This is a genomic window from Helicobacter sp. T3_23-1056, from assembly GCF_053654535.1.
In genome coordinates, this window is record NZ_JBSIUU010000004.1 from 1 (window position 1) to 21471 (window position 21471).

General features: G+C 40.7%; 26 protein-coding genes and 1 pseudogene. 9 read left to right on the forward strand and 18 right to left on the reverse strand.

The window, feature by feature from the left end; all coding sequences use genetic code 11:
- Window positions 1–71 precede the first annotated feature (71 nt).
- The 3 genes from ACWIUO_RS02670 to ACWIUO_RS02680 are packed head-to-tail and all read right to left on the reverse strand — an operon-like array spanning window position 72 to window position 1758.
- Window positions 72–941 carry a 3'-5' exonuclease gene (locus ACWIUO_RS02670; protein WP_454176401.1) on the reverse strand — a complete coding sequence of 290 codons (870 nt, stop codon included), beginning with the start codon at window positions 939–941 and terminating at the stop codon, window positions 72–74.
- Complete coding sequence (locus ACWIUO_RS02675; protein ID WP_454176402.1) at window positions 938–1081, reverse strand: hypothetical protein; 144 nt, start codon at window positions 1079–1081, stop codon at window positions 938–940. Before ACWIUO_RS02675 ends, ACWIUO_RS02670 begins: the two co-directional genes overlap by 4 nt.
- Before the next feature lie 5 nt (window positions 1082–1086).
- The gene (locus tag ACWIUO_RS02680; protein WP_454176403.1) at window positions 1087–1758 is read right to left on the reverse strand and encodes a trimeric intracellular cation channel family protein; all 672 of its coding nucleotides are present in this window, start codon (window positions 1756–1758) and stop codon (window positions 1087–1089) included.
- A 254-nt stretch (window positions 1759–2012) separates the two neighbouring features.
- On the opposite strand from ACWIUO_RS02680, the gene gltX reads away from it, so the two are divergent.
- From gltX to ACWIUO_RS02695, 3 genes are all read left to right on the forward strand, one after another.
- The gene (gene gltX, locus ACWIUO_RS02685; protein WP_454176404.1) at window positions 2013–3566 is read left to right on the forward strand and encodes a glutamate--tRNA ligase; all 1554 of its coding nucleotides are present in this window, start codon (window positions 2013–2015) and stop codon (window positions 3564–3566) included.
- Between the two features lie 89 nt (window positions 3567–3655).
- Window positions 3656–3964, forward strand: a complete 309-nt coding sequence (locus ACWIUO_RS02690; protein WP_454176405.1) for a hypothetical protein — start codon at window positions 3656–3658, stop codon at window positions 3962–3964.
- Window positions 3965–3967: 3 nt separating this feature from the next.
- Window positions 3968–4198 carry a hypothetical protein gene (locus ACWIUO_RS02695; protein ID WP_454176406.1) on the forward strand — a complete coding sequence of 77 codons (231 nt, stop codon included), beginning with the start codon at window positions 3968–3970 and terminating at the stop codon, window positions 4196–4198.
- A 90-nt stretch (window positions 4199–4288) separates the two neighbouring features.
- Here ACWIUO_RS02695 and ACWIUO_RS02700 read toward each other — a convergent pair whose 3' ends face one another.
- The 14 genes and pseudogenes from ACWIUO_RS02700 to flgB form a co-directional block, all read right to left on the reverse strand.
- Window positions 4289–4420 carry a hypothetical protein gene (locus tag ACWIUO_RS02700; RefSeq protein WP_454176407.1) on the reverse strand — a complete coding sequence of 44 codons (132 nt, stop codon included), beginning with the start codon at window positions 4418–4420 and terminating at the stop codon, window positions 4289–4291.
- A gap of 57 nt (window positions 4421–4477) precedes the next feature.
- Window positions 4478–4603: a hypothetical protein gene (locus ACWIUO_RS02705; protein WP_454176408.1), complete on the reverse strand. Its 126-nt coding sequence runs from the start codon at window positions 4601–4603 to the stop codon at window positions 4478–4480.
- Window positions 4567–4809: a hypothetical protein gene (locus ACWIUO_RS02710; protein WP_454176409.1), complete on the reverse strand. Its 243-nt coding sequence runs from the start codon at window positions 4807–4809 to the stop codon at window positions 4567–4569. Before ACWIUO_RS02710 ends, ACWIUO_RS02705 begins: the two co-directional genes overlap by 37 nt.
- A 189-nt stretch (window positions 4810–4998) precedes the next feature.
- On the reverse strand, window positions 4999–5811 hold the full coding sequence (locus ACWIUO_RS02715) for a flagellar motor protein MotB (RefSeq protein WP_454176410.1): 813 nt from the start codon (window positions 5809–5811) through the stop codon (window positions 4999–5001).
- An 87-nt stretch (window positions 5812–5898) separates the two neighbouring features.
- Window positions 5899–6669 carry a flagellar motor stator protein MotA gene (motA, locus tag ACWIUO_RS02720; protein WP_454176411.1) on the reverse strand — a complete coding sequence of 257 codons (771 nt, stop codon included), beginning with the start codon at window positions 6667–6669 and terminating at the stop codon, window positions 5899–5901.
- 347 nt (window positions 6670–7016) lie between these two features.
- On the reverse strand, window positions 7017–8264 hold the full coding sequence (locus tag ACWIUO_RS02725; RefSeq protein ID WP_454176412.1) for an amidohydrolase family protein: 1248 nt from the start codon (window positions 8262–8264) through the stop codon (window positions 7017–7019).
- Window positions 8265–9102: 838 nt separating this feature from the next.
- A pseudogene (locus ACWIUO_RS02730) lies at window positions 9103–9261 on the reverse strand (cytochrome C biogenesis protein); the annotation flags it as partial.
- Between the two features lie 352 nt (window positions 9262–9613).
- Window positions 9614–10027: a hypothetical protein gene (locus ACWIUO_RS02735; protein ID WP_454176413.1), complete on the reverse strand. Its 414-nt coding sequence runs from the start codon at window positions 10025–10027 to the stop codon at window positions 9614–9616.
- Window positions 10028–10139: 112 nt separating this feature from the next.
- Window positions 10140–11084, reverse strand: a complete 945-nt coding sequence (locus tag ACWIUO_RS02740) for a hypothetical protein (protein WP_454176414.1) — start codon at window positions 11082–11084, stop codon at window positions 10140–10142.
- Window positions 11085–11286: 202 nt separating this feature from the next.
- Window positions 11287–12207 (reverse strand): hypothetical protein, encoded by a 921-nt coding sequence (locus tag ACWIUO_RS02745; RefSeq protein ID WP_454176415.1) that lies wholly within the window; start codon window positions 12205–12207, stop codon window positions 11287–11289.
- 68 nt (window positions 12208–12275) lie between these two features.
- Window positions 12276–14207: a peptidoglycan D,D-transpeptidase FtsI family protein gene (locus ACWIUO_RS02750; protein ID WP_454176416.1), complete on the reverse strand. Its 1932-nt coding sequence runs from the start codon at window positions 14205–14207 to the stop codon at window positions 12276–12278.
- A gap of 127 nt (window positions 14208–14334) precedes the next feature.
- A complete protein-coding gene (fliE, locus tag ACWIUO_RS02755) occupies window positions 14335–14640 on the reverse strand; it encodes a flagellar hook-basal body complex protein FliE (protein ID WP_454176417.1) in 306 nt (101 codons plus the stop codon).
- A 67-nt stretch (window positions 14641–14707) separates the two neighbouring features.
- Complete coding sequence (gene flgC / locus ACWIUO_RS02760; RefSeq protein WP_454171369.1) at window positions 14708–15202, reverse strand: flagellar basal body rod protein FlgC; 495 nt, start codon at window positions 15200–15202, stop codon at window positions 14708–14710.
- 74 nt (window positions 15203–15276) lie between these two features.
- A complete protein-coding gene (flgB, locus tag ACWIUO_RS02765) occupies window positions 15277–15726 on the reverse strand; it encodes a flagellar basal body rod protein FlgB (protein ID WP_454171371.1) in 450 nt (149 codons plus the stop codon).
- A 60-nt stretch (window positions 15727–15786) separates the two neighbouring features.
- Here flgB and ACWIUO_RS02770 point away from each other — a divergent pair, with 60 nt between their 5' ends.
- From ACWIUO_RS02770 to folP, 6 genes are all read left to right on the forward strand, one after another.
- Window positions 15787–15960 carry a hypothetical protein gene (locus ACWIUO_RS02770; RefSeq protein WP_454176418.1) on the forward strand — a complete coding sequence of 58 codons (174 nt, stop codon included), beginning with the start codon at window positions 15787–15789 and terminating at the stop codon, window positions 15958–15960.
- A gap of 458 nt (window positions 15961–16418) precedes the next feature.
- Window positions 16419–16883, forward strand: coding sequence for an RNA pyrophosphohydrolase (locus ACWIUO_RS02775; protein ID WP_454176419.1), 465 nt, complete (start codon window positions 16419–16421; stop codon window positions 16881–16883).
- A complete protein-coding gene (locus ACWIUO_RS02780; RefSeq protein WP_454176420.1) occupies window positions 16883–18223 on the forward strand; it encodes an aspartate kinase in 1341 nt (446 codons plus the stop codon). Before ACWIUO_RS02775 ends, ACWIUO_RS02780 begins: the two co-directional genes overlap by 1 nt.
- Before the next feature lie 202 nt (window positions 18224–18425).
- Window positions 18426–18980 (forward strand): HobA family DNA replication regulator, encoded by a 555-nt coding sequence (locus ACWIUO_RS02785; RefSeq protein ID WP_454176421.1) that lies wholly within the window; start codon window positions 18426–18428, stop codon window positions 18978–18980.
- 54 nt (window positions 18981–19034) lie between these two features.
- On the forward strand, window positions 19035–19670 hold the full coding sequence (locus tag ACWIUO_RS02790; RefSeq protein ID WP_454176422.1) for a DNA polymerase III subunit delta': 636 nt from the start codon (window positions 19035–19037) through the stop codon (window positions 19668–19670).
- A 282-nt stretch (window positions 19671–19952) separates the two neighbouring features.
- Window positions 19953–21113, forward strand: a complete 1161-nt coding sequence (folP, locus tag ACWIUO_RS02795; RefSeq protein WP_454176526.1) for a dihydropteroate synthase — start codon at window positions 19953–19955, stop codon at window positions 21111–21113.
- A gap of 159 nt (window positions 21114–21272) precedes the next feature.
- Here folP and ACWIUO_RS02800 read toward each other — a convergent pair whose 3' ends face one another.
- On the reverse strand, window positions 21273–21404 hold the full coding sequence (locus tag ACWIUO_RS02800; protein ID WP_454176423.1) for a hypothetical protein: 132 nt from the start codon (window positions 21402–21404) through the stop codon (window positions 21273–21275).
- Window positions 21405–21471 lie beyond the last annotated feature (67 nt).

Here is a 21471-nt window from a genome sequence, read left to right on the forward strand (position 1 = left end):
ACAGCTATCGTCATACGGCGGGGTTAAAAAAGCTCATTAGTATGGCAAGAAATATATTGCAAGATGTGCATTTATGGGCGGATTTTTTCTAGCTCGGCGTTGAGATTGCTTAGGAAAGCTTGGCTATATGCCCTATCTTTTGGTAGCTTGTCTCTAAAATCCTCCAAAATCCCCGCATAGTCCTCCACTCGCAGCTCATCTTTTAGAATCGCGTATTTTAGGTATAGCCAATAAGTGTTTAGCACATCGCTTTGGCAGTAAAAATCGATTTTTTCTATGTCTTTTTCACCATAGTAGAGCGAATACACATCGCCCCCGCTTACTTCGTATTTGCCGACAATCCCTAGCATTTTGCAGACATTATCTAGGTTTAGCGTGCGCACCGCGCCAAAATGCCCCAAACATTCAAGCAAATCCGTGTGCCATTTTTCGCTATATCGTGCGCGGTAGTTTTCCCATTTGCTTTTGGTTTTGCTTTCATTTTGCTCTTCATAGTAGCCAAACGCGCTTAGGTTGTAGCGCATAGCGCGGAGCATTATGGTTGGCAAATCAAACCCCCTGCCATTAAAGCTGACTAAGCGCGGTTCTTTGGAATTTATAAACCCCAAAAAATCGCTTAAAATTTGTTTCTCATCGGCTAAATGTGTGAAATGGCTAGAATCGTTAGAATCTGTTTGCGTGGATTTTGTGCTTGGCATTTTAGAATCTTTTTTGCCAAAATTGCCAACTTTGATAAACCTCCCGTATTCATCGCATACCACGCTAGCGATACTCACCACCCTATGCCAATATATAGGCAAAAACTCACTCCCGCTTTTTTCTTTTTGCGCGTTAAAGGCGTATTTGCACACCTCTATTTCGCTTAGGGTAGAATCTAGGTTGTGGTAGGCTTTTAGTAGCTCTATGTCTGGCACGGTTTCTATGTCAAATACGCATATCATTGTTTGTCCTTTGTGTTTGGATTTTGTTTTGGTGTAGTGTTGTTTTTTGTCATTGCGAACAAGTCGCAAGACTTGCGTGGCAATCTATGCCGTTTTTTGTCATACTGATGTTTCGCAGAAAATGAAGTATCCAAAAGCATAGAATCTATTTTTCGCTTTTTCTTATTTTTGGGAATTTTGGCTCATCTTCGTAGGAAAATATCGGCATACTTAGTTTATAGCGAATCGCTAGCATTCTTAGGCTAAATCCCACGATAAGAGAGATAATGCTCGCATTATGCACGCTAAATCCCCACAAAATCAGCAAATAATAAAGCACGCCTGTGAGAATCGCCACAAACGCATAAAGCTCTTGGCGAAACACAAGCGGGACTACACCGCAAAATATATCACGCAAAACCCCACCAAAAACCCCCGTGATGACCGCTCCGCATACCACTAGCACGATACCATACGCCTGCGCTTCTTCGCTCATATTTGCTAGCTCGGTGCGCACTACTTCTGCGCCGATGACTGCAAATACCACAAGCCCTAGCGCATCTAATGCCAAAAATAATCGCTCTAGCCTCGCTATCACACGGGGGATAAGCGTGGTAAGCAGTGCGGCTACGCATACTACGATGATGTATTGGGGGTGTGCTACCCAAGTGAGCGGATAATGCGCAAAAAGCACATCTCGCACGCTCCCCCCGCCAATCGCTGCGGCAAGCGCGATAAAAAGCACGCCGATTAAGTCCATTTTGTGTCGTCCTGCGATGAGGGCTGCGCTCATCGCTTCCGCGCTGATACCGATGATGTATAAAATCGTTAGAAACATTTATGTAAGACGCCTTTATATTTGGTATGAAAATCTTAGTATGCAAAATCGCAAAATACTAGCGCAAAATGACTTAAAATCGCTTTATAGATTTTGCAAATCTTTAATGCTTAGAATCTAAAAGGATTCTAAGCCAAAATCTGCTAGAATCCGTTTTTTAAAATTCTATCTTTACGATTTCTAGTCAAAATCACACGCCACTAGGCAACAAAAACCGCCACAAACGCACAAATAACGCAAAAAAGGAAAACAAAATGCCAAACAAAAACAAACAAATCGTTACAAGATTTGCCCCATCTCCCACAGGCTATCTCCACATAGGCGGGCTTCGCACCGCGCTTTTTAACTACCTCCACGCTAGAAAAAACGGCGGAAAATTTTTGCTTCGCATTGAGGATACGGATTTATCGCGCAATTCAAAAGACGCTGCAAAAGCGATTATTAAGTCGTTTGAATGGGTGGGGCTAGAGCACGACAAAAGTGAGGAAGCAAAAGAACAAAATAATGGCATAGTCTATCAAAGTGATAGATTTGAAATCTATGCCAAATACGCAAAAAAGCTCATAGATGAGGGCAGGGCATACTACTGCTATATGAGCAAAGATGAGCTAGAATCTCTGCGCGAGGAACAAAGAGCGCGAGGGGAGACGCCAAAATATGATAATCGATACCGCGATTTTAGTGGCACTCCCCCCAAAGACATAACGCCCGTAATCCGCATAAAAGCCCCTTTGAGTGGCGAAATAAGCTTCATAGATGGCATAAAAGGCAAAATCACTATAAACGCAAAAGAGCTAGATGATTTTATCATTATGCGCTCTGATGGTAGTCCTACTTATAATTTTGTCGTGGCGTTAGATGACGCGCTTATGGGCGTAACAGATGTCATAAGAGGCGATGACCACACGAGCAACACACCAAAGCAAATCATCGTGTATAACGCGCTAGGATTTAGCCTGCCAAAGTTTTTTCACATACCGATGATTCTAAATCCAGAGGGCAAAAAGCTATCCAAACGAGATGGCGCGATGGGCGTAATGGACTACAAACTTATGGGGTATTTGCCTGAAGCGATTTTAAATTTTTTGGTGAGGCTTGGGTTTAGCTATGAGGATAAAGAGATTTTTTCACTAGATGAGATGAAAGAATGCTTTAGCACCGATGCGCTTGGAAGCTCGCCTAGCAGATACAATCAAGAAAAATTCCTATGGCTAAATCAGCATTATATCAAGCAATGCGATAATAAACGGCTAGAGGGGCTTTTAAGCGAGTTTGGCATAGCAAAGATGGAGGATAAGACTAAGCGCGATATGCTATATGCCTTGCTAAAAGATAGAAGCAAGACTTTGATAGAATTTAGCGCGCAATGCAGGGAAATATTTACCCCGCCAAGTGGAGAGGGTGGCAATGGCTATGATGAAAAAATGGTAAAAAAGCTAGATTCTCTTGTGCTTAGGGCTTTGGGCGAATTGACAGAAAAAGAGGGGTTTTATGAGGCGTTTGAAAGCGCGGAAAAAATGGAAGCGTTTTTGCACGCATTTGTAGAATCATTTGTGGATAAAAATCGCGCGGACAAAAATCTATCAAACGAAAATCTCTCAAACAAAAATGGCTTAAATAAAAATACTTCAAAAGAGAGTGGCTCAAAAGAAAATGGCGGGCTAAAAATCGGTAAATTTATGCCCGCGCTAAGATTGGCACTACTTGGCAAAGGCGGTGGAATCGGGCTTTGTGAAGCACTAATAATCCTAGAATCAAACGAAGCAAAAAAACGAATAAAAGATTTTTTGCAAACAATAAATGGCTAGCTTGGTGCTTTTGGGGTAATAAAAAGGCTAGCAAAAACGCGTTTTTTTTAATACTTTGTCTTTTTGCAAAAGCTGAAATATGACAAATTATGTTGCTATTTCTACGCGGATTTGACTTGCTAAAATCTGCGGCAATCCAAAACCACTCCGTCATTGCGAGCGGATTTTGTATAAAATCCGCGTGGCAATCTATAAACAAAAAACATTGTCATACTGAGGTTTTGCAAGAAACCGAAGCAACTCAAAACCTCAAAATTGTAAGTAGAGATATTTCGCTAACGCTCAATATGACAAAATTTCCGTCATTACGAGTAATTAGATTCTGCATTTTTGCAGAATCTAATGCGTGGCAATCTATATCATCAAAATCGCAAAATATGTTTTTTTTGACTTTGTAGAGTTTGGATTGCCACGATTCTAGTCTTTTTGACAAAAGCCTAGAATCTCGCAATGACAAAAATGCAATTTCTTTCAATGATAAAAACAATAGATTGCCACGCTCGTTTCACTCGCTCGCAATGACGCAAACCCACAAAAAACCCACCCCCTTTAATCCCCCTCCGCAAGGGAGGGGGAAATTTGGCAACTCCGCAAATGGAGGGGGACAAAAGGCAAAATACTTCGCAAATTAAGGGAATTTTTATCGTCATTGTGAGAATTTTCACTGCTGTCATTGCGACGCATTAGATTCTGCGTTTTCGCAGAATCTAATGCGTCGCAATCTATTTGATTAAATTTGCTAAATGTGTGTTTTGGTAATTTGTAATGATAGATTGCCACGATTCTAGTCTTTTTGACAAAAGCCTAGAATCTCGCAATGACAAAAATGTATTTTCTTTTAATGATAAAAACAATAGATTGCCACGCTCGTTTCACTCGCTCGCAATGACGCAAACCCACAAAAAAAAAACTCACCAAAAAACCCACCCCCTAGCCCCCTCCGCAAGGGAGGGGGATTTTGGATTTTGCTTGCACAACTGCGCCCACTCGCGCTTACGCGCTAAATCGCTACTTCGTAGCTGTGGGGCTTGTGCCACGCGGATTTTGATTTATCAAAATCCGCTCGCAATGACGAAAATTTCTTTGTCATATTAAGCGCGTGAGCGCGAAATATCTCTGTTTGCTTTTTGAAGTTTTGAGATACTTCGGTTTCTTGCGAAACCTCAGTATGACAATGTTTTTTTGTTTTTTTATAGATTGCCACGCTCGTTTCACTCGCTCGCAATGACAGTTCTTTTGACAAGCCCACTCACAATGACGGATATTTCTTTGTCATATTGAGCGCGTGAGCGCGAAATATCTCTGTTTATCTTTTTAGATTGTGAGATACTTCGGTTTTCTTGCGAAAACTCAGTATGACAATGTTTTTTTGTTTATAGATTGCCACGCGCAACAAGTTGCGCTCGCAATGACAAAAAAACCTAATCAAAACTTAATTAAATGGTGTGCCATCTTCTAGCGTTGTCCCGCTCATATTTTCATCTAGCACGGATTTTAGCCCCCTAAGCCCTGTGGGAGAGGTAAATATAAAAATCTCCACGCGGTTGTTGTTTTGCTGATTTTGCGCGGTGGTGTTTGGCGCAGATGGGCTAGAAGAGCCGTGCGCAGAGTAGGATATATTGCTATGCGTTGCGCCGTTTTTAAATAGCCCCTCTGTAACGACTCTAGCGCGTGCGGCGGCTAAATCATAGTTGTCTCTAAATGGCGAGCCTTTTGGTAGGGGTTTATCATCTGTGTAGCCTCGTATGTCGATTTTGACTTCTTCTGGGAGTTTGTTTAGCACTTCGGCAATTCTGCGGACAGAGAGGGTGTTTTCATTATACGCAATATCTGCCTTGCCCTGCTCAAATGGCAAAAAAACGGGCAATCTAAGAACGATTCCCTGCTCTATTTGCTCTAATACCCCGCCATCTTGGATAGCCATCTGCATTTGAGAGACTGCGCCTGCACTCGCAAATGACGGCGAAGCACCATCGGAGGTGTGAGGCATACTCCCCTCTGTGGATTCTCTCACTTGTCCGGGGTCTGGCGGTCGCTGGATAAGTGGCTGAAATGTAACGCTAGGGCGAGGCACATTAAACACATTTATCATCGCATCGCTCATAGCCTTTGCTTTAGAGGCATCGGTATTGGAAATCGCCCAAAGCGCGATAAAGAGCGCAAGTAGCAGGGAAAGAAAGTCCGCATAAGGGACAGCCCATTTCTCGCCGCCTGCGGGGCATTCTGCTGCTTTCTTTTTTGCCATTTTTTGCCTTTTTAGATTCTATTTTGCTTAGAATTTGCTTAGATTTTGCTCTGCATTATCCAAATGCTACGCTACTCAAACGCCACGCTATTCAAATTGAGATACTCTAGGCGCACCCGGTGGCAAAAATCCAAATAGTTTGGCTTCTAGGTTGCGCGGATTTTCGCCATTTGCGATGCCTAGTATGCCTGCCATCATCATTTCTTTTTCTTTTATCATATCGCCTGCGTTTGCTTTCATTTTTTGCCCCCAAGGTCCAAAAATCGCATACGAAGTCATAATCCCTGTAACCGTCGCAGTAAATGCCCCCGCGATACCTGATGCCATCGCTTGTGGGTCATCAAGCAACTGTAACGCTAGCATAAGCCCCAAAACCGCACCCACTAGCCCAAATGTAGGCGCAGACTCACCCGCTAGTAGCCAATAGTGCGAGGCTGTGTGGTAATAATGCTCCATTTGCTCTAGCTTTATCTCTAAATCCTCGTGCACAGATTTTGCTTCCCGTCCGTCAATAACCATATTTAGCCCCTCGCGCAAAAAGTCATCTTCTATCCCTGCTGCGCGCCCTTCTAGGGACAAAATCCCATCGCGTCTAGCCGCTGAAGATAGCTCGACTATCTCTTTTACCCTAGCTCCCATATCGACTTTTGGAGGGATAAAAATGATTTTAAACTCTTTAAACGCAGCTTTGACCGCAGAGGCGTGCGTAGCTGCCATAGAAGCGCACATAGTCGTGGGAATAATGATGATACACGAGCTTAGATGCACGACATGCAGGGGGTTTCCGCCCTCTAGTATATCCCCTACCGAGATTGACACAACGGCTAAAACTAAGCCTAGAATCGAGGTTAAATCCATTTTTGCTCTCTTAGTGTTGGAGTGGTCGCATATACGAAAATCGCCATTTTGCTAGCAAAAAGTATGCCAAAGATAGGGGGAAAATAAGATTGTTTTTGTGCGGGGGGTTTAGGAAGTTTTGGATTTTGTGGGGATTAGGCTTTGTAAAAAGCTAAATATCAAAAAGTGAGTTTTGCAAAATAGCGCAATTTTTTATGAAATCGAAACATTGCAAAATATGTGAATACTTCGGTTTTTGCAAAATCTAAATATGAAAAAAGCAACACACAACAAGAATCCGCTAAAAAACCTTAAAAATAATCCCCCCAAAAAATCTTAAAAAATATTAAAAAGCCTCAAAAAAAATCTTAGATTTTTATGTCGCCATTGATTATGGTGTGGATTAGTTTGGAGTGTAGTGTGGTGGCGTGATATGGGCTAACGGCGTCATTTATCTGCGTGTGGGATTGCAAATCTATGATGATAATATCTGCATCTTTGCCCTTCGCAATCGCACCTTTGTTTAGCCCAAAGGCTTGCGCTTGGGCGTGTGAGGTCATCTCGCTAAAGCGCGATAGTGAGATATGCCCGCTTTTGACAAGGTGGGTAAAACCTAGCGGGAAATAAAATCCAAATGCGTTGATTCCAAAGCTAGCATTTTCAAATACTTGGTCTTTTAGAGAGTTGTAAGAATCGCTTTGCAAGCAAGTAAGCATATCGATTTGGGAGTTTAGGTTTGTGCGCAAAAAGTCGCGCTCTTCTTTGCTTACAAGCGGGGGGGATAGCTTAAATCGCGTGTCGTATTCGCCAATGTCATCGTGCGTGAAAATCAAGTGATGGATAGGCGTTTGTGCCAAAATCTCTGCGCCCATTTGTTTGAAATTTTCGATGATTTTTAGGCTTTGGGTATGCGTGATAGAATCAAAAATCCATTTGGTTTGGCTAAATCTAGCTAGCTCGCTAAGTCTAGCGACTTCCATAGTCTGTGATAAAGCGGGGATTGAAGGCAATCCTAGAATAGAGCTTATCTCGCTTTGTGCTACTACGCCATCGGCTAGGCTTGCTTCATTGGCGGTGGCTATGATTGGGATTTGTAGCATTTGGGCGTATTGGGCGATTTTGTGCAAGGCATAGCCTGTGATAGTGGAAGTCGGCAAGTAAATAGCGCGTGCGCCTACACTCGCAAGAGAGGCGATTTCAGCGATAGATTCTTTTTGTGAAGTGGTGTCGTTTGGATTTTTTGGCGTGCTTTTGGTAGGCAAAATCGTAGAAAAAAAATGCACGCTTAGCGCGGAATCTAGGCTAGATACTAGCTCGATAATGGCTTCTGAATCAATGCTAGGACTCGTATCAGCCCTAAGCAAGATGCTACCGATACCACCTTGCAATGCCTTTTGGCTAAGGGATTGCAAGGTGTTGCGACATAGGGATTTGTTTTTGGGGTAGGCTATGTCGATTAGGGCTGGCAAGATGACTTTGTCTTTGCAGTCTATGATTTGTTCATTTGCGTTTGGTGTGAGGTTTGGCTCTACTTGCGTAATGGTGGCGTTTTCTATGCGGACATCGGCTTTTCTCTCTTGGCTATAATCACATATTGTCCCATTTTTTAGTAGCATTTTTTTCCTTTTTGTGGGGTGGTTTGTGGGTGGATTTTCGTTTGGATTTTTGGATTTAGATAGATAGGGGGCTAAAGTATTGAGTGATTTTACCCAAATCTCCGCTAATAATAAATATTCCAATGATAATAAGCAATATGCCTGAAAAAATCTCTACTTTTGCCAAATGTGGCTTTAGCCTATCTGCTAGCTCAAAGCCCCTCTCTAGCATAAGCGCGATAAGCAAAAATGGCAGGGCAAAACCTAGCGCATAAAGGCAAAGCAGGGCAAACCCCACCACGCTAGTGCTAGCCATAAGCGCGATAGAGCCAAAAATAGGTCCCGTGCAAGGACTCCACCCAAGCCCAAAACTCACGCCTAGCAAAAATGGGGCTAGAATCTTTATGGCTGGGGCTATGAAAGATTTTAGTGGAAAATCTTTGGAATCATCAAATTTTAGGTTAAATTTTTTGGTAGCGTATAAAAATCTAAAACGCAAAATCCCCAAAAAATGCACCCCAAACATAATCACGATAGCCCCCGCAACCATCTCTAAAATCCTAGAATCTAGCACAAAAAACACACTGCGCAATGCCGAGCCTAGCACAATAAACACGAATGAAAATCCTAGCACAAAGGCAAAAGAGCGGATAAAGATTTGGTAGCGGATAGCGGATAGGGTTTTGCTAGAATCTTTGGGTTTGGTAGCATTTGTGCGGGCGGTTTTGTCGGTAGTTTTGGTAGTGGTTTTGGCGTTTTTCTTGTGGGGAGAATGCAAAGAATCGTGGGTTAGGTTTTTGGGATTTGGGGTCTGTAGATTTTGGGGATTTTGTTTATTTTGGCTAGGACTCAAAGCAGTAAGCTCGGCTAGCGAAATGCCCGAAATATAAGACATATAAAATGGGATAAGTGGCAAAGTGCAAGGGGATAAAAACGACAAAGCACCCGCAATAAAGGCAATAAAAAATGGCGCGATTGCCACGCTACTATAAAAATATCCTAATAATGCTTGCTCCATATAATGCCTTTTTTTAATGCTTTTTTGTAAATTTGCGCAAAATCAAAAAATCACTCAAAAATCACAAACAAGTTTGCTTAAATAGCTTTAAAGTCAAAATCTTTTAAAAATCATTGAAATACAATCTTTTTAATCAACGCTTCAAATACAAAGGCGATAAACGCGAATGGATATATGGCAAATCGTGGTTCATCAAGCATTGTGGTGTATAAAACAACACATCATTTAGGCTACTATATTTATGCGAGGCATTTTAGATTCTCACAAAAAGCCTCTTAATGCCCCTTAGACGCCACGCAAAATCATAGCAAAATCACAGCCCCTACACATTGCCAAAATGATTTAGTCTTGCTTAGTTGCGAGATATGCCACCTGTTTCTTGCGTGAAATCTTTTAGCACTTTTGACATTGAGGTATCATTAGGATATTCTAGGTTTTCCATATAATGATGAACGCAACGCCCATAGAATGTATTGTAAGTGATAGAGACTTTGAGTGTGTAGGCTGCTTTGTCGCTATCTGTCATATATTTTAGCACCTGATTATCCCCTATCGCCCTGCCGATTTCCTCATTCATCGTCTTTTTGCAGGATTCTTGCACCATAGGCAAAAGTTCATCTTCGTTGATTTGTTGTGTTTCTTGTTGCGTGTATTGCGTGCCACTGCCAAAAGAAATCTTGTCATAATTGTAAGCCAAATACATCGCCCCACCACTAGCCACCATAGAGCCTGCTAGAATCATTGCTTTCGTCCCTGTAAGCATCATCTTCTACTCCTTTATTTGTCTTTGGATTATTATACTACTAAAATCTAAAGACTTAAAAACATTGCAAATTGAAAAGAGTAAAATTTTAAAAAACAAAAACCATTTGTTTTGGCTAGTTTGTTTTTACCTCGCTTGCATTAGGGCTAGAATCCGCTTTTGTCTGCGTAGCCCCCTGTTTGTTGGCTTCTTTTTGGGCAGCTTTTTCTGCTTCTTGTTTTTGTTTTAGCATTCTCTCTAGCTTTTCTTTTTGCTCGATACTTTTTACCATATAGCAGCTTGAGCCATCTTTTAGCTCACAGCCCCTTTTCCAAAATCCTTTTGCCTTGCCATCTTTATCCTCTTGGTAGAGCATTTGGATAGTGTTTGCTGCAAGCAAGCAGTAAAACCCCATTCCGTGATTGCACCCTAGTGCTGCTTGGCGTATGGCTTTGTTGGCATATCGTTTGTATAAATCTGGCTCTTCATTTTTTAGATATTTTGCTGCATATCTCGCGCAAGATAGCGGGTCATTTAGCTGGCAACCTTTGTCATAGAGTGCCTGTTCGATGACATCAGCGTATTCTACATCTTCTTTGATGACTAGCTCGGCTAATGTCGCACAGCTAGCACCGCTCCTAATCGTAGGTTTTGGTGCAAGGCAGTCGTGTTTTAGCTTTTCTGCGGCGATTTCGGTGTCTTCTTCTTCGTTGCCATTTTCATCAAATTCCACAAGCAAGTAGCACGCTGTGCCTAGCCCGCGATTGCAAGATTCATTTAGCATTTGAGTGGCTTTTTCGTAGTCTTCATTTGTTACGACTTCATAATAAGCATTTGCATAAAGTTGCATTAGCTGGCGAAATTCTTCTCTAGATTCTTCGCTAAATTGCCCACCAAATATATTTGGATTTACTTTTGTGGCTTTGGTTTGCGAAGCGGTTTTTTCTTGTGAATTTGCTTTGCTTTGTGAATTTTGAAAAAAAGCACACCCGCTTAGATTTAGCGCGACAAAGGCACTAAATGCAAAAAAAGCAAGTTGCTTTAGAGTGGTTTTTTTTGTAGTGTTAAATGCTTGTATCATAGTTTGCTCCTTTATCAAGGTTCGATGCAAAAACTTTGCAAAAAGCTTAAAAAGGCTTCTTAAAAAGGTTTCAAAAAGGCTTGTTTCAAAGGCTTAATGTAGGATTGTATAGAAAAAAAACTAACTACAACGCAAAAACACAAAAATATCGCTTTTTATCGCTTGCAAAACTGCAAAACTGCAAAACCACAAAATCGCAAAATTATCGTTTGATGATATAAGGCACTCCTTGAAGTCCTGCCCCTCCTAGCTCGCTAGAAATATTCATAGCCATATCAGCGTTTATGTTTGCTTCTGCTTTGTAGTTTGGCTCAAAGGCTTTTTTTAGGTAGGATATTTTGCTTGCTTGGGTTTTTTGCTCATTTAGCTTGGTGTAAAAAAATGCGGCTTTTTTGATGGATTCTAGGCTTAGCGCACCTACTATCAAAATCTGCAAATCCCCATTTGCTAGATAGCTATCAATCTTGCTAAGCTCTTGTTTGCAATAAGGGCAGTCTGTATCTAGCACAAGATAAGTCGTAGATTTTTTAGAATCCTTATTTTTGCCATCAAGCCTTAAAATCATATTTGGATATTTTTGAAATATCGCTATTACGGCATCTTCTCTAGCTTTTTCATTAAAATCTTGGACTTTTTTGTTGGTAGATTCTAGTAGTTTTTTAAATCCCGCATTTTGGCTAATAATGGCTTCTTTCGATAAAATCATTAGCGTCTTGCCATCGTTGCTAGCAAAAAATGGGATTTGAAAATTGTCTTTTTGAATGATGACAAAAGAAAATCCATTGATATTAGAATCTTGCGTGCTGATGATTTTGGCGTTTGTGAGTTCGCTAGATTTTAGCGTATCAAGCAATGCTTTTGTATCAAGCGAATCTTTGGCGTGCAAGGCTATGGGGACAAGCACAAAAAGACTCAAAAAAAGCACATAAAAAAGCGCGCGTTTTTTTTGTGAATATTTCGCAAAAAACGCTAGCGGGACAAAAGGCGTGATATGCCTAGCATAAAATCTAGCCGAGTTTTTTAGCCTAGCGATATTAGATTTTATGGAATGGTAGATTTTGCTAGCGTTGATATTGCCTTTGTTTATGCTGTTTTTGGGGTATTGGATATGTTGAGGTTTCATTATTTCTCCTTGTATGTTTTTGTAGATTTTGGTAGATTTTGCATAGTTTGCGTTGTTTGCGTTTAGAGTTAGCGTTTTTTGGCTTTTGGTTGCAAGTAACCTTGCGCAATTAGTATATCGACTATTTTTTTAAACACAGGGGCAGAATTTTGACTACCATAATAATGCTGTCCAGATGCACCAAAGGTAACAACCCCGATGACAAAGGTGTTTTGACTATCTGTTGCAAATCCAAAAAATGAGCCATTATGCTTTTGTCCATAGCCACCACTTTGAGCGATTTCCCTAGCTGTGCCTGTTTTGCCCCCTGTGATGATTCCATCTTGCTCGACTTTGGCGGCTTTGCCCGTGCCTGATTCTACGACTTTGATAAGTAGATTTTGCATTTTTTTGGCGGTGGATTCTGTGATAGCTTGGGTTGGCTTAGTCGTGTGAGTGGAGGGGATATAGATTTTGCCATCGGGGGCAATGTAGCTTTGCGTGATATGGGGGGTTATCAAATATCCACCATTTGCAAACACGCTATACGCCCGCAAAAGCTGCATAAAAGTTACGCGTGTAGCGTAGCCAAAAGATACGGATTTTTTGGTAGTGCCTGTGGATTTTGATAGCTCTTTTATGGAGGGGATAATCCCATCTTGCTCTCTAGGCAAATCAATCCCCGTGCGCTCCCCAAGCCCAAATGAGCGCAATCCATCATAAAATTCCTGCCCATTTAAGCGGTTTGAAAGCAAAATCATACCCACATTGCTAGAATGCAAAAGTACATCTTCAATCGTTGGATTTTGTGGCATTATGCTATCATCGGTTATGGTGTGTTTGCCTAGCATATAGTATCCATTGCCTAAATCGATTTGGCTTTGTGGATTGATTAGCTTTTTTTCTAGTAGCATTGCGTAGATTAGGGGTTTTATGGTGCTACCGGGTTCAAAAGATTCTGCGATGGCGCGGATTTTTAGATGTGGTTTGTCTTGTTCTTTTATGTGGTTTGGATTAAATCGATTTGTCGTGGCTATGGCTAAAATCTGCCCATTTTTTGGGTTTAGAATCCCTGCTATGATTTCTTGGGATTGGTATTCTTTTTTGGCATTATCTAGCACTTCTTCTAGCTTTTGTTGGAGGCTAAATGGAATCCCAAGCCTAACGCTAAATCCATCTTCTCGTGGCGTAAAATGCGCCTGCTTGCTTTGGATAATATTAAACCCTATGTCGCGCTTGCCTACTATCTCGCCATTTTGCTTTTGTCGCAATATATTTTCGCGCGCATTTTCTATGCCATCTACGCCTATTGGCATAGTAAGCCTGCCGATTTCACTTTTGGTTACATAGCCGATAAATGGCTCTAGCATATCGTTGTATGGGTATTCTCGGCTTACCCCGCTTACCTCCACGCTAAGCCCTATTTTTCCCACTACTTTGCCATTTTCATCGATATATTCACGGAAAACATTATACGCTAGCAATTTAGCATTTAGCGCGCGCAAGTTGGCTGCGACATTTGGAGAGATTTTGTAAGATAGGATTTGGTATTTTTGATGTTTTAGCTTCTCTACTATGGCGTATCTAGGCACTCCGCTATAAATTTCTAGTAGTGTTATAAAAAGCTCTTTTTTATCTGGGTCAATGGAGCGTGGGTTAAAGCCTAATTTGTAGAGTTTGTTGCTTCTTGCTAGGGAGTAGCCCTCGCTATCTTGGTAGGTTTTGGCGGTGTAGATATTGCCCCGCACGGCGACATCTTCTTTTGCGATACTAAGCGTTGGCATTTTAGATTCTCTAGGCAATGCGACTTTAGAATACACGCTAAAAAGGAAAATAATCGCAATTAGCACAAAGACTAAAAATATGGCTAAGATTTTGCGTGATTTGGCTATGCTTATGTGGTTTGGGAATCGTTGGCGTCTTGGGCGCAAAATATGGTTTTGGGTATTTGGGTTTAGGGTATTGCGTGTGGCTAGATTTTGTTTTGGTTTTGGGGTTTGGGGGAGGTATTTAGGTGGCATAGCGATTAGATTTTGTCTGTTTTGTTTGTGTGGATTTTGGTTATTTTATGATTTGTTTGCAAAGCAAAATTCTAATCGCGGATTTTAGCAAAACTACACTAGAAATTATCACTAGAATTTTATGAAACTACACTTGAGTTCGCAATATTTCTTTATACGCGCTTAGGGCTTTGTTGCGCACTTCAAGCATTAGTTTCATACTTGTTTCTGCCTTGCCTATGGTGATAGCGGCTTGGTGCAAATCTTTTAATTGCCCGCTTGCCATATCAGCTAGGGCTTTATCCGAGCTTTCTTGCACTTGGTTTAGCTCATCTATGGATTTTTTTAGTAGCTTGGTAAATTCGCTATCATTGCCATTTGTGCTTTGAGCGGGCGTGATATTTAGCTTTGGGCTTATGGGGTTACTTAGCCCGACTTTTTTTATTTCGTCCATTTGCTAGCTCCTTATTTTTATAAAATCTAAAATCGCAATATATCAAAAAACTTAAAATCAAAAATGCCTAAGCCTGCATCATTAGTATCGCATTGCCAGCCATCGTCTTAGCACTTTGAAACGCCGCTACATTTGCTTGATACGCTCTTGTAGCTTCGATTAAATCCGCCATTTCTACGACAGGATTGATATTTGGATATGCCACATAGCCTTCAGAATTTGCATCAGGGTGGCTAGGCTCATATTTCATAATAGGACTCCTATCATCGCGCACGATTTTATCGATATAAACGCCCATTATAGCAGGTTTTGGTAATTTCCCCAAATCCCCCTCATTTAGCGGGTCTTCATATTCTGCTTCATCGCTTTCTTTGCTTAGTCGTTCATTTAATGCTTTGTTAAAATCAAATGCGCGAAATGATACCATTTGCCTACGATATGGTCCTCCCTCATCGGTTCGCGTGGTGTTGGCATTGGCGATATTTGATGAGATGAGATTGGCACGGATTCTTTGTGCTGATAGTCCGTATCCGCTTATGTCAAATGAATTAAAAAAGTTCATTTTTGCTCCTTAATTTTTGTCTTTTTTAGATTTTGCGCTTTTTATATTTTTGGCATAAAATCTAGCCCAAAATCTTATGAGATATTTTTGCCCGCTTCGATAGCGTAGTTTAGGATACCTTTGTGCTTTTTTAGGGCTACGGTTAGTCCTTGATAGACTACGGAGTTTTTGCCCATTTCACTTGTCTCAATGTCTAAATCCACGCTATTTCCGTCATTTCTAGCCAAATGCCCATCGCGGAAAAACAAATCTGGCTTATGCTCAAACTTCGCTGTGCGTGAGGATTCTAGGCTTAAGTGTCCATTGTGGCTTTGTGCTAGATGAAGCTGTCTTGATGGCTTTTTGTAGAGAATTTCATCTTGTCGCAAAGCAAGTGCTTGGGTAAATTCTATATCGCGTGGGCGATAGTATGGGGTGTTTTGATTGGCGATATTGCCCGCGATTAAATCCTGCCTCAAAGAGCGATAATCAAGGGCTTTGTGCGCTAGTGGATAGACTTTTGATTCTACCGCAAATGAAATCATCTCACATTCTCCTAAAGTAGTTTATATCGCTGTTTTAGCGTGTTTTTGGGATATTTTGGGTTGTTTATTTCTAGCAAGGAAGCAAAAGATATTCCAAATAATGCCCAAAGATTTAGAGAGAATTTAGAAAGGATTTGGCAAAAAATGTTTCATAAATGTGAAAAAAGTGGCAAAAAAGATAAAAACAAAGTAAAAGCAGAAGTGTGGATTTGGTGGCTAGATTCTAGTTTTTAAGAATAGATTTCCAAAAACTAGAATCCAAAAAGCGAAATCTAAATGCAAAAAATACGCAAAACCTAGAATTTATACGCATAGCCTAGCATAATAAGATGATTTGCGTAAGTGTGGTATCTAAAGTGGACATTATTTGCTCTGTTTTAGATTTTGATTTATCGCATAAGCAAAATGCGAATGCAAATAAAGCCGTGATTTTAACAAAAAAAAAAAAAAACGAACAATAAAAGTGCAAAATTTTTGTGCTTCAAACGCGATAAATCATTTTTCAAAGTTTTTTAAAAGTTTTTTTTCAAAAGTTGTTTTCAAAATTTGAAAATGATTTTATCGTGGATTTATGCCAATCCAAAAACAAATGCCAAGATATACGCAAATATGCTACAATACGCTTTTTTGTGCAAAATCTTTATGCAAAAACTCCTAAAATCTAAAAAAGCAAAATCTAAAAAAGGCAAAAAATGGCAAAAAATTACCGCCCAAATGTCGCAGCCATCATTGTATCTGCGCATTATCCCAAAAAATGTGAGTTTTTTTTGGGGCAGAGAAGCGATATGCCTGAAGCGTGGCAATTCCCACAAGGTGGCATAGATGAGGGGGAAAAACCAAAAGAAGCCCTAATGCGCGAGCTAAAAGAAGAAATAGGCACTGATGAGGTGGAGATTTTGGGGGAATATCCGCAATGGATAAGCTATGATTTCCCAGAAGAAGTGAGGGAGAAAATGAAGCCTTTTGATGGGCAAAATCAGCGATATTTTTTTGTGCGATTAAAGCCAAATGCCAAAATCAATCTACAAACCCACACGCCAGAATTTCTCTCATATCGCTTTGTAGAAATCGCAGAGGTTTTTAGGCTTGTCAAAAGCTTTAAAAAAGAAGTGTATAGCAAGGTGCTAAACTATTTCAAATCGCAGGGGTATTTATAATGCTAATCGTGCAAAAATACGGCGGGACAAGTGTGGGGGATTGCGAAAAAATCGACAATGTGGCAAATCGCGTGATAGACGCGCTAAAAATCCCACCTAGCCAAAATCCAAAATCTAGCAAGATAGATTTTACGCAAAATCCAAATGAGCAAAACAAAAACACGCAAAATCTAAACGCCAAAAATCCCAAACAAGCCCAAGAACAAAATCAAATGCAAAATCAACTTGTAGTCGTAGTCTCTGCGATGAGTGGGCAAACAGACGCGCTTATCAACTACACAAAATATTTTAGCAAACTCCCAAATGAGCGCGAAGTAGATATGGCACTAAGCGCAGGAGAGCGAATCACAGCGGCACTTTTAGCCATAGCCTTAGAATCCAAAGGCTACAAAGCGATGTCTCTAAGTGGGGAAAAAGCAGGCATACTCACAGACTCCACGCATACAAAAGCACGAATCGAGTCGATAAATACCACGCGCATAAAAGAGCTACTATCTCAAGGCTACATTGTCGTGGTGGCTGGATTTCAAGGGGTAAGCACGAGTGGAGAGACTACCACGCTTGGACGCGGTGGTAGCGATTTGTCTGCGGTGGCGTTGGCAGGCGCGCTAAAGGCGGATTTGTGTGAAATCTACACCGATGTCGATGGAGTCTATACCACCGACCCGCGCATAGAAAAAAACGCAAGGAAAATCGACAAAATCAGCTATGATGAAATGCTAGAGCTTGCCTCTATGGGCGCAAAAGTCCTGCTAAATCGCTCTGTGGAGCTAGCAAAAAAATGGGGGGTTACGCTTGTAACTAGAAGCTCTTTTACCCAAAAAGAAGGCACACTCATCACCAAAGAGGAGAACATAATGGAAAAACCAATCGTAAGCGGAATCGCCCTAGACAAAAACCAAGCGCGAGTAAGCATAGCAGATGTCATCGATAGACCGGGCGTGGCAGCAGAGATATTTAGCACGCTTGCAAATGCAAATATCAATGTGGATATGATAGTCCAAACTATCGGGCGCGATGGCAAGACAGACATAGATTTTACCATTCCTCAAACCGACATAGAGCAGACAAAGCTAGTCCTAGAATCGTTTAAAAAAGATGTAGAATCTATCGAGTATGATTGCGATATAGCAAAAGTCTCTATCGTAGGCGTGGGTATGAAATCTCATAGTGGCGTGGCAAGCGTGGGATTTAGCGCATTAGCAAGCGAAAATATCAACATAATGATGATTTCTACAAGTGAGATAAAAGTCTCTATGGTTATCGCGCTTCGCTCTGCGGAGAGCGCGGTGCGTGCATTGCATAGCGCGTATAAGCTAGATTCTTGCCCTGTGGGGTAGATTTTGGATTTTGTCAATGCGGATTTATAAGGTTGGATTTTGCCAAAATAGATTTTTTTTCAAACAGATTTTATAAATAGATTTTACAAAGAACAAAGTTTGAAAAATCATAGATTTTAAAAAGCACAATCAACCAACAAAAAAGATACAAAAAAGACACAAAAACAACACAAAATCAATATAAAAAATGTAAGGAGTGCGTATGGCTTTGGATTTTCGTTCGTGGCTGTTAGATAATATCCGCAATGATTGCAAAAAATGGACAAACGATAGGCTATGGCTTGAAGTAGCAAGAAATGTTTGGGCGGATACTTCACTGCCTGTGATAAAGCATATTTTAGATGGGGGGGCATTGCTTCTTGCTACTGATGAGCGGAGGGATTGGTTTATTTCTTACGCGCTTACTAGATTTTATGATTTAAGCAAGCCTCGCCCTATTTTGCCCATATTTAGCCTAAAAAATCTTTTTCCCGCGCATTTTGTCCTGCAAAAAGAAAATATGGAAAATATCCGCAATATGCTAAAAATCGCGTATAAAGACTATATGTTTTGGTATGTAGGTAGGAGCGATACACTTGTGGCGGATTTGTGTATGGGCAAAGGAAATGGGCTTTTTTGGGTGCTAAATGAGGGGGTTAGGCAATCTTTTGCGCTTAGGGAAAATGATGAATTTTTGGATTATAAATTACTTGAAATGCTACAACTTTTTGAAAAAGCATTGTATGCTAGCGTGCTAGGCAAAGTGGTGCTAGAATAGCGCGTAAGCTTATATCGCGGTAGTTTTTAGCATAAGCAAATGTAAAGAGGGCAAATGCAACATATCGGCAAAATCATTTTGCATAATGATATTTTTGAAAAAGCGCAAAATCTGCAAAAACAGATTTTATCCCAAAATCAAATCGTGCGTGAGTTTGCCTGCGAAGAGCTAAAAATGGACGATGCGCACGATATTATCGCGGAGGCATTTATCGCAGAAAAAGAGACAAAAACCATCATCATCGTAGCGCAAAATTTTCGCAACGAAGCCCAAAACGCATTGCTAAAAATCCTAGAAGAGCCGCCTAACAATATCCATTTTATCATCATCACGCGCAACAAAACCGCGCTTTTGCCTACGATTCGCTCTCGTTTAGTCATAGAGGATTTGCGCGAAAAAAGCGAAATAGCGACTTTTGGACTTGATATAACAAAGCTAGATTTAGGCAAAATCTTTGATTTTCTAAAAGGGCTAAACGCAGGTGAAAATAGCAAAAGTGCTAGCAAAGAAATGATAGAATCCCTACTGCTTGCCATACACAACGCAGGTATAAAGCTAGATGAAAATGAGCTAGAAATGTTTGATAACGCGCTTTTGGAGCTACAAAACTACCGCAGAATCTCGCTTGTGATAACGCCCCTGCTACTTATGCTACTGCTAAAAGGCAAAAATACCAAAACCGTGTCATAAGATTTTGCTAAGATTTTAGCGCGACCCAAACTTGCAAACAAAAATCTAACCTTGAAAAGAAATAAAATGCCAAACAAAACAAAACAAAAACTAGACTTGATAAACGCGCTAGATTCTAGCTCAAAACCTACCTCAAAATCCCCCTCAAAACCTGCTTTAAAAAATGGCTCAAAATCCCCCCAAAAATCTAGCTCAAAATCTAACTTGAAATCTAGCCTAAAATCTAACCCCAAAAGAAGACAAGATTTTAGCAATGATTTTGAAAATGGCGTTAGCAAAGACATTATTTTAGAGCGGATAAATTGCGCGCTCTTGCCACAGGCATTTACAAAAATAGGCACGGAAAAAATGGGCGCAAAGATTATGCAAAAAAAGGGGCAGATTTTTACTTTTTCGCTAAAAAATCTAAGCCTGCCAGCCCTTCATATCCTAAAACAAGAGGCATTAAGTGCGGGCGGGGATTTAGCCACGCCAAAAGAGGCGATACTAGGGGAGAAAAAGCCTTATAGCGCGGTGCTTATCGCTACTTCCACCCAACTAGAAAAGCTAATCTATAAATGCAAAATCCAACCATTTGGGTTAAAAAAAATCGCTCAAAAACTAGAATCTCATCTAGCCCAAAATGCCAAAAGATTCCCAAAAATCATTATGCCAATCATCAATATAACCCCTGATAGCTTTTATGCCAACTCTAGACACTCCACCTCCCAAGCCATAAAATCCATAATCGCCCTCATAGAATCTGGGGCAACGCTAATAGACATAGGCGCAGCTAGCACGCGTCCGGGAAGCGAGCTAGTAAAGCCAAGCGAGGAAAAAAAACGACTAAAAGAAATATGCGCATTTATAAGCAAAGAAAATCTAGCCAAGAGGGCGGATTTTTCTATCGATACTTATAATCCTAGCGTGGCGGATTTTGCGCTTAGTAGCGGGTTTGTGATGATAAATGATGTAAGCGGGCTAAACAATAAAAAAATGTTTGAAGTAATCAAACATCACAAAGCCCAAGTGGTGCTAATGCACGCAAGAGGCACGCCAAAAGATATGGCTAGCCATACGCATTATCGACATTTGCTTAGCGAAATCGATGATTTTTTTGCACGCAAAATCGATAAACTAGAAGCCGCAAATGCAAGCAGAATCGTGCTAGACATAGGTTTTGGCTTTGCCAAATCCCACGCGCAAAATCTAGCCCTTATCCAAAATCTAGCGCATTTTAAGCATTTTGGGCGTGAGATTTTAGTCGGTGCTAGTCGCAAAAGTAGCATAGGCGAAATCACAGGCAGGCAAAATCCTAGCGAGCGATTAAGCGGGAGTTTGGCATTGGCACTGCTTGCGTTGCAAAATGGCGCAGATATTATCCGCACGCACGATTTTAGTGAGCATATTGATATGCTAAAAATATTTAGCGCATTTTATGATGGGCAGGTGTTTTTGGATTGATTTTAAAATAGATTTTGCGGTATTTGGAGTTTTTGTTGTTGTATGTTAGATTTTGCTTACAAAAACCAAAGTATCAAAAAATCTTTTCATATTTAGATTTTCCATTGTTGTTTAGATTTTCCATTGTTGTTATATTTTGAGCGTTAATGAGATATCTCGTCATTGCGAGCGAGCAACGCGAGCGTGGCAATCTATGGGGTTTGTAATGGGGTTGGATTTTTTGTGGGTTTGTTTTTGTGTCGGGGTTTTGGCGTGGATTCCCCCCTCCATTGTAAGAGTGGCAATCCACATTATTTGTCATACTATTGTAGCACAAGCAATCGAAGTATCCAAAATCTTGTCATATTTAGATTTTCCA

Coding starts and splice junctions, on each gene's coding strand:
- ACWIUO_RS02670 (WP_454176401.1), bottom strand. CDS start 941: ATGATATGCGTATTTGACATAGAAACCGTGCCAGACATAGAGCTACTA.
- ACWIUO_RS02675 (WP_454176402.1), bottom strand. CDS start 1,081: ATGCTTTTGGATACTTCATTTTCTGCGAAACATCAGTATGACAAAAAA.
- ACWIUO_RS02680 (WP_454176403.1), bottom strand. CDS start 1,758: ATGTTTCTAACGATTTTATACATCATCGGTATCAGCGCGGAAGCGATG.
- gltX (WP_454176404.1), top strand. CDS start 2,013: ATGCCAAACAAAAACAAACAAATCGTTACAAGATTTGCCCCATCTCCC.
- ACWIUO_RS02690 (WP_454176405.1), top strand. CDS start 3,656: ATGTTGCTATTTCTACGCGGATTTGACTTGCTAAAATCTGCGGCAATC.
- ACWIUO_RS02715 (WP_454176410.1), bottom strand. CDS start 5,811: ATGGCAAAAAAGAAAGCAGCAGAATGCCCCGCAGGCGGCGAGAAATGG.
- motA (WP_454176411.1), bottom strand. CDS start 6,669: ATGGATTTAACCTCGATTCTAGGCTTAGTTTTAGCCGTTGTGTCAATC.
- ACWIUO_RS02725 (WP_454176412.1), bottom strand. CDS start 8,264: ATGCTACTAAAAAATGGGACAATATGTGATTATAGCCAAGAGAGAAAA.
- ACWIUO_RS02735 (WP_454176413.1), bottom strand. CDS start 10,027: ATGATGCTTACAGGGACGAAAGCAATGATTCTAGCAGGCTCTATGGTG.
- ACWIUO_RS02740 (WP_454176414.1), bottom strand. CDS start 11,084: ATGATACAAGCATTTAACACTACAAAAAAAACCACTCTAAAGCAACTT.
- ACWIUO_RS02745 (WP_454176415.1), bottom strand. CDS start 12,207: ATGAAACCTCAACATATCCAATACCCCAAAAACAGCATAAACAAAGGC.
- ACWIUO_RS02750 (WP_454176416.1), bottom strand. CDS start 14,207: ATGCCACCTAAATACCTCCCCCAAACCCCAAAACCAAAACAAAATCTA.
- fliE (WP_454176417.1), bottom strand. CDS start 14,640: ATGGACGAAATAAAAAAAGTCGGGCTAAGTAACCCCATAAGCCCAAAG.
- flgC (WP_454171369.1), bottom strand. CDS start 15,202: ATGAACTTTTTTAATTCATTTGACATAAGCGGATACGGACTATCAGCA.
- flgB (WP_454171371.1), bottom strand. CDS start 15,726: ATGATTTCATTTGCGGTAGAATCAAAAGTCTATCCACTAGCGCACAAA.
- ACWIUO_RS02775 (WP_454176419.1), top strand. CDS start 16,419: ATGGCAAAAAATTACCGCCCAAATGTCGCAGCCATCATTGTATCTGCG.
- ACWIUO_RS02780 (WP_454176420.1), top strand. CDS start 16,883: ATGCTAATCGTGCAAAAATACGGCGGGACAAGTGTGGGGGATTGCGAA.
- ACWIUO_RS02785 (WP_454176421.1), top strand. CDS start 18,426: ATGGCTTTGGATTTTCGTTCGTGGCTGTTAGATAATATCCGCAATGAT.
- ACWIUO_RS02790 (WP_454176422.1), top strand. CDS start 19,035: ATGCAACATATCGGCAAAATCATTTTGCATAATGATATTTTTGAAAAA.
- ACWIUO_RS02800 (WP_454176423.1), bottom strand. CDS start 21,404: ATGTGGATTGCCACTCTTACAATGGAGGGGGGAATCCACGCCAAAACC.